Source organism: Affinirhizobium straminoryzae, assembly GCF_007004135.1.
In the GTDB taxonomy this organism is placed as follows: domain Bacteria; phylum Pseudomonadota; class Alphaproteobacteria; order Rhizobiales; family Rhizobiaceae; genus Neorhizobium; species Neorhizobium straminoryzae.
In genome coordinates this window covers 20684-27263 of the sequence record NZ_VJMG01000102.1, presented here as the reverse complement: position 1 = coordinate 27263, position 6580 = coordinate 20684, and the positions used below count along the sequence as shown (strand labels likewise).

Below are 6580 nucleotides of genomic sequence, written 5' to 3'. Positions count from 1 at the left end.
ACATTACGGACTATCCAGCGGTCGAGGCCGCGCTGGATAGTCCGTAATGTCCACCACCACGGCCTGTGCCTGCATGCCGAGCGCCGACCGTGCCTCATCCAGCAATGCCGCATTCATGTCCCAGAGAGTAACGGTCGCGCCGGAATCGATAAAACGGCGCGCCATGGCAAAACCGAGGCCCTGCGCCCCGCCGGTCACGATGGCGTGGCGCCCCTTCAGATCATACTGGTTCATGCGCTATTCCTTTACCGCACCGGTCATGGACGAAACGTAGTAGTCCACAAAGAACGAGTAGAGGATCACCACCGGCAGCGAGCCGAACAGCGCCCCGGCCATCAGCGATCCCCATTCAAAGATGTCACCGCGCACAAGCTCGGTCAGCACGCCGACCGGCACCGTCTTGTTCTCCGAGGACTGAATGAAGGTGAGCGCGTAGATGAACTCGTTCCACGACAGCGTGAAGGCGAAGATTCCGGCGGAGATCAGGCCCGGAACTGCGAGCGGCAGGATGATCTTGGTCAGGATCTGCCAGCGGCTTGCACCATCCACCAGCGCACTTTCCTCAAGTTCGAAGGGGATCGAGCGGAAATAGCCCATCAGCAGCCAGGTGCAGAAGGGAATGAGGAAGGTGGGATAGGTGAAGATCAGCGCCATGCGGCTGTCGTAGATGCCGATCTTGAACACGATGAAGGCAAGCGGGATGAACAGGATCGATGGCGGCACCAGATAGGCGAGGAAGATCAGCAGCCCGACGGAACGCGAGCCGCTGAAGCGGATGCGCTCGATGGCATAGGCCCCAAGTACGGATGCCGTAAGCGACAGGACGGTGGAGGCGACTGCCACGACCATGGTGTTCCAAAGCCAGCCGGGATAGGAGGTTTCGAACAGCAGGTATTTGATGTGGTCCAGCGTGGCGCCCACCACCCAGAACGGGCTGTAATTGTCATAGTCCGTCAGCTGGGAATTCGGCTTCACCGCCGTGATCGCCATCCAGTAGAACGGAAAGAGCAGTACGAAGACGAAGACGGCCATCGGCAGATAGATCGTCACGATCTGTCGCGGCAGGCTGTTGAGATAGGACATGCCCTGGCTGTCATCGGTCAGCATGGCATCGGGTGTCTTGATCTTGGACGTCATGGCGGTCTCCATCTCAGTCACCTCCGCCCTGCTGCCATTTGCGGCGCTGCAGCCCGAAGAACGAGAACATGATGGCGGCAAGCAGGAAGGGGATCATGGCAACTGCAATGGCCGCACCCTCCCCCAATTGCCCGCCGGGGATGGCGCGCTGGAAGGAGAGGGTGGCCATCAGATGCGTCGCATTCACCGGCCCGCCCTTGGTCAGCACGTAGATCAGCTGGAAATCGGTGAAGGTGAACAGCACCGAAAAGGTCATCACGACGGCGATGATCGGCGTCAGCATCGGCAGCGTCACGTAGCGGAAGCGCTGCCAGCTGCTTGCGCCATCAAGCGAGGCTGCCTCCTGCAGGGAGGCCGGAATGGTCTGCAGCCCGGCGAGCAGCGAGATCGCCACGAACGGAATACCGCGCCAGACATTGGCGGCAATCACCGAGGCGCGCGCCGTGTTCGGGTCGCCGAGAAAATTGATGGGGCTGCCGATCACGCCCATCTTCATCAACGACCATGACACGATCGAGAACTGTGAATCGTAGATCCACCAGAAGGCCAGCGCCGAGAGCACGGTCGGAACCACCCACGGCAGGAGCACGATGGCGCGGAAGAAGGACTTGAACGGCAGATGCTGGTTCAGCAGCAGCGCCAGCCAAAGGCCGAGCGCGAATTTCAGGATGGAGGCAACCGTCGTGTAGAGCACGGTGTTGAAGACCGAGAGCCAGAAGACCTGATCGCTCAGCAGGAACTGATAGTTTTCAAGGCCGATAAAGATCCCGTCGCGGCCGATCTTGGTGTCGGTGAAGCCGAGCCAGACGCCGAGCCCCAGCGGATAGGTGAGGAAGCACAGCAGGAAGACGGCCGCCGGCAGCATGAACAGGAAGCCGAGCACGTCGCGGTGACCGATCAGTCGTGACCAGAGCGAGCGCTCCGGCACGGCGGGGTCCGTGTTGGTAATTGAGGTCATGGGCTTTGCGAACTCCAGTGTCAGCGGCGTGGAAGGACGGCAGGGGCTGGATGCTCCCGCCGCCGGTTCGCTTGAGCGTCAGACGCGGTAGTAGCGGTTGGCCCGCTTTTCGGCCTGTGCCATGGCATCCTCCGGTGTTGCCGCGCCCGTGACGGCGGAGGCGAACATGTCGACCAGCACATAGTCGGCCATGACGGCTGCCGAGGCATAGCCGAGCGGGCCGGCATAGCCGTTCGGGCGCAGTGTCTCGGAGGCTTTCGCATAAGGCGCGTGGATCGGATTCTCCGTCCAGACCGGATTGTTCGCGAAGGCCTTCAGCGGCTGGCAGCAATAGGCGCTGGAACCCTTGATCCAGGCATTCATCTGGTCGGCTTCCATCATGAACTTGATGTAGGCCTTGGCCGCTTCCGGATATTTCGTGTGCTTAAAGAGCAGCAACGAACTCGTCTGATGCAGTTCGATACTCTTGCCCACCGGGCCGACGGGGAAGTTGGTGCTGCGCATGTCGGCGGCAATCTCCGCCAGCTTCGGGTCGTTCTTCGCGGCATAATAGATCGAGACGCCGTTTGCCGTGAGCGACACCTGGCCGGCGAGAAAAGCGCGATTGTTGTTGATGTCGAGCCAGCTTTCGGTGCCGGGAATGAAGGTCGCGTAAAGCTCCTTGGCATATTTGATGGCAGCCAGCGTTTCCGGCGAATTGATCGACACCTTGCCGCTTTCGTCCACCATCCTGCCGCCATGGCTCCACAGCAGCCAGTGGGCGTAGTTGTTGCCGTCGCCGACGGCCTTGCCGTGCGGGAATCCAGCCGGCGTGCCCTTGGCTTTCATGGCCTTGGCGAGTTCGAGGAAGCCTGCGGTATCCTTTGGAAACTCGCTGAAGCCGGCCGCCTTCATGTGGCTGTCGCGATAGACGACGGCATTGCCGATCGCCGTCAGCGGCATGGCGATGAACTTGCCCTGACGAGTGGCATAGCCCTTCACGCCGTCATAGAAGCCGCCATACTTTCCGTCGAGATAGGTGCCGAGTTCGGTGAGATCCACCAGCTTGTCCGGATACTGATGGGCGTCGTCAAACCAGCACATCACGAGATCCGGGCCGGACCCCACATTGGCGGCAACGGCTGCCTTCGGGCGGATGTCCTCCCAGCTTTCCTTGTCGATGCGCACCTCGACGCCGGTTGCCTCCGTAAACTTCTTGGTATTGGCAAGCCAGGCTTCTTCATCGCCCTTCACGAACGGTGTCCAGCGCAAGAGACGCAGGCTCGCGCCCTTTTCCGGCGTGTAGGTGGGCTCGGCGGCCTGAACGGGTCGAAGCCCCAGGCCGGTCAGGCCCGTTGCGCCAACAAGACCGGCTGTCCCGGCCAGAAATGTTCTTCTCCTGATGGTCATGACTGCTCCTCCTCCAAATCGGGACCCTCCCGCGAAGCATCCGCTGTCCCGAGCGGCGAATGCCGGTTTCCCAATATCTGTCGAATTTGATGCGAACCGGATGGCTCCTCTTCCGCCCGGTCGCGGTCCTTGCGATCAGCGTGCCAGACGCTGGCCGCCCTCGGCATCGAAGAGATGCACGTTGGCCGGGTCGATCGCGATGGTGATCGCTTCCCCGGGGCGCACATCGACCCGCTCCCGGAAGACGCAGGTCACTTCGGATCCACCGAAATTGACGACGATCTGCGTCTCGTAGCCGGTCGGCTCGATGACGACGACGTCTACCCTGTAACCGGTGCCGTCGAGGCGGATATATTCCGGCCTCAACCCGTAGACGAGATTTTTCCCAACGGCCTGCGGATAGGGGCGGGCAAGCGGCAGGCGCGTACCGTCCGCCGCCACGAATACCTGCGGGTTGTCCGCATCCAGCCGCCCCTTGATCATGTTCATTGCCGGGGAACCGATGAAACCCGCCACGAACAGGTTGTTCGGATTGTCGTAGAGATCGAGCGGCGTGCCGATCTGCTCCACGCGGCCGTCATGCATGACCACGATCTTGTCGGCCATGGTCATGGCCTCAATCTGGTCATGCGTCACATAGACCGTGGTGGTTTTCAGGCGGTGATGCAGCTCCTTGATCTCGGCACGCATGGCAACGCGCAGCTTGGCGTCGAGGTTGGACAGCGGCTCGTCGAACAAAAAGACCTGCGGATCGCGCACGATGGCGCGGCCCATGGCCACCCGCTGGCGCTGGCCGCCCGACAGTTGGCGGGGATAGCGGTCGAGCAGGTTGCTGAGCCCGAGAATGCCGGCCGCGTAATTTACGCGCTTGTCGATCTCCGCCTGCGGCGCCGAATTCAGCATCAGCGAGAACGCCATGTTCTTCGCCACCGTCATGTGCGGATAGAGCGCATAGTTCTGGAACACCATCGCGATATCGCGATCCTTGGGCGGCAGCGTGTTGACGATGCGCCCGCCAATGCGGATCTCGCCGCCGGAAATATGTTCCAGCCCCGCCAGCATGCGCAAAAGCGTGGATTTCCCGCAGCCGGAGGGGCCGACCAGAATGACGAACTCGCCATCCTCGATGTCGATATTGACCCCCTTGATGACGGGAAAGGCGCCGAAGGACTTCTTAACCTCGGCAAATTGAACAGTGGCCATGCGTCTCCTCCCCAGAGTGCAATCCCTATATGTCAGGCGTAACCAAGGATGCCGCGGGCTCCTCTTCCCGCATGTGGAATCCTTGCAAGTTCAGGGGCCGCCGGCTCCTCCCCAAGCCGGCGGCGATGCCGGTCGCGATCAACCGCGCCCGACAAACGGCATTTTCGTTGCCATCACCGTCATAGTCAGCACATTGGCGTCGAGCGGCAGGCTCGCCATGTAGACGACGGCATTGGCGATATGCGCGGAGTCGATGGTCGGCTCGGCCGCGAGGCTGCCATTGGCCTGGATCACCCCTGTCGAAATCTTCTGGGTCATCTCGGTTGCGGCATTGCCGATGTCGATCTGACCACAGGCAATGTCGAAGTTGCGCCCGTCGAGCGCGGTCGACTTGGTCAGGCCCGTGATCGCATGCTTGGTCGCGGTATAGGGCGCCGAATTGGGGCGCGGCGTCGTTGCCGAGATCGAACCATTGTTGATGATGCGACCGCCGCGCGGCGATTGAGCCTTCATGAGGCGAAAGGCCTGCTGCGTGCAGAGAAAGGCTCCGGTCAGATTGGCGGAGACGACGGCGTTCCACTGCTCAAAGGTCAGTTCCTCCATCGGCACACCGGGTGCGCTGACGCCGGCATTATTGACCAGAAGATCAAGGCGACCGAAGGTCTGCTCGATCGCATCGAACAGGGCGCGCACGGACTGCGGATCGCCGACATCTGCCGCGAGCGCATGGACCTGACCCGACGTTTCGGCCGCAAGCTCTGCCGCCGCCTTTTCCAGCACCTCGCGCCGGCGTCCGGAAATGACGACCTGATAACCGGCTGCCGCAAGCGCTCTCGCGATGGCGCGCCCGACGCCCGTTCCTCCACCCGTGACCAGCGCAACCGCGCCCTTGCCTGCTGCCGTCATCGAATGCTGCCTCCCAGTTCGTCATCAATATGAACGCGGATAATCTCGTCAAAAGTGTTTTCAGCGCTGAACCCCAATTGCTCGGCGCGGCTTGCATCGAAATTCGTCGGCCATCCCGCCACGATGCGTTCGATCACGGCGTCCGGTTCGCGGCGAATGAGGGAGACGGCCCGTTCACCGGCCACCCGGCGCAGCGCCTCGATTTCCTCCCCTACCAACGCGGAAAGCCCGGGCATGGTGAGGTTGCGGCGTGGACCGATCAGGCTCGTGTCCATGGTCGCCGCATGAAGGAAGAAATTCACCGCCGAGCGTGGGCTGGCAAACCAGTGCCGAACCGTCTCGCTGACCGGCAGTACAGCTTCCTTTCCTGACAGCGGTTCGCGCAGGATGTTGGAGAAGAAGCCCGACGCCGCCTTGTTCGGCGTACCTGGCCGCACGCAGATGGTCGGCAGACGGATGCCGACGCCATCGAAAATGCCGCGACGCGTATAGTCGGCCAGCAGCAGCTCGGCGATCGCCTTCTGCGTGCCGTAACTGGTGAGCGGCGTCGAAAAGAACTCGCCGCCGATCGTTTCGGGGAAGGGTGCGCCGAAGACGGCGATCGACGAAGCAAACAGCACGCGTGGCGTATAAGGCTCGCGCAGTCCTTCCTGCCGGATCGCTTCGAAGAGCGCGCGCGACCCATCCAGATTGACCGCATAGCCTTTTTCGAAATCCGCTTCCGCTTCGCCGGAAACGATGGCCGCCAGATGAATGATCAGATCGGGCCTGCCGGCAATCAGCGCTTGCGCGCTGCCGGGCGTTGCCAGATCGAGCGTCAAGGCCTTACCAATGTCGGCGAAGACGGCAGGCAGGACGGGGGCAAAGGCATCCGCCAGCGTCAGGCGCGCGATATCACCGCCCAACACATGCGGCTCGCGCGCCAGGCGCTCCACCAGCTTGCGGCCCACCATGCCAGCGGCGCCCAGGATCAGTACATGCATGCGC

Annotated in this window: 7 protein-coding genes; all 7 read right to left on the bottom strand. The window is 62.0% G+C overall.

What is annotated here, in order from left to right; translation table 11 throughout:
- Positions 1 to 3: 3 nt before the first annotated feature.
- Entirely contained in the window at positions 4 to 234 is a 231-nt protein-coding gene (locus FNA46_RS24760; protein ID WP_143127907.1) for an SDR family NAD(P)-dependent oxidoreductase, read from the bottom strand.
- 3 nt (positions 235 to 237) lie between these two features.
- Complete coding sequence (locus FNA46_RS24755) at positions 238 to 1137, bottom strand: carbohydrate ABC transporter permease (protein ID WP_143127906.1); 900 nt, start codon at positions 1135 to 1137, stop codon at positions 238 to 240.
- Between the two features lie 13 nt (positions 1138 to 1150).
- Positions 1151 to 2002: a carbohydrate ABC transporter permease gene (locus tag FNA46_RS24750; RefSeq protein ID WP_425468810.1), complete on the bottom strand. Its 852-nt coding sequence runs from the start codon at positions 2000 to 2002 to the stop codon at positions 1151 to 1153.
- A gap of 171 nt (positions 2003 to 2173) precedes the next feature.
- Positions 2174 to 3484, bottom strand: a complete 1311-nt coding sequence (locus tag FNA46_RS24745) for an ABC transporter substrate-binding protein (protein ID WP_143127904.1) — start codon at positions 3482 to 3484, stop codon at positions 2174 to 2176.
- Positions 3485 to 3619: 135 nt separating this feature from the next.
- Positions 3620 to 4687: an ABC transporter ATP-binding protein gene (locus tag FNA46_RS24740; RefSeq protein WP_143127903.1), complete on the bottom strand. Its 1068-nt coding sequence runs from the start codon at positions 4685 to 4687 to the stop codon at positions 3620 to 3622.
- Positions 4688 to 4825: 138 nt separating this feature from the next.
- Positions 4826 to 5593 (bottom strand): SDR family oxidoreductase, encoded by a 768-nt coding sequence (locus FNA46_RS24735; protein ID WP_143127902.1) that lies wholly within the window; start codon positions 5591 to 5593, stop codon positions 4826 to 4828.
- Positions 5590 to 6576, bottom strand: a complete 987-nt coding sequence (denD, locus tag FNA46_RS24730; protein WP_143127901.1) for a D-erythronate dehydrogenase — start codon at positions 6574 to 6576, stop codon at positions 5590 to 5592. The genes FNA46_RS24735 and denD overlap by 4 nt, the downstream gene beginning before the upstream one ends.
- Positions 6577 to 6580: the final 4 nt, after the last annotated feature.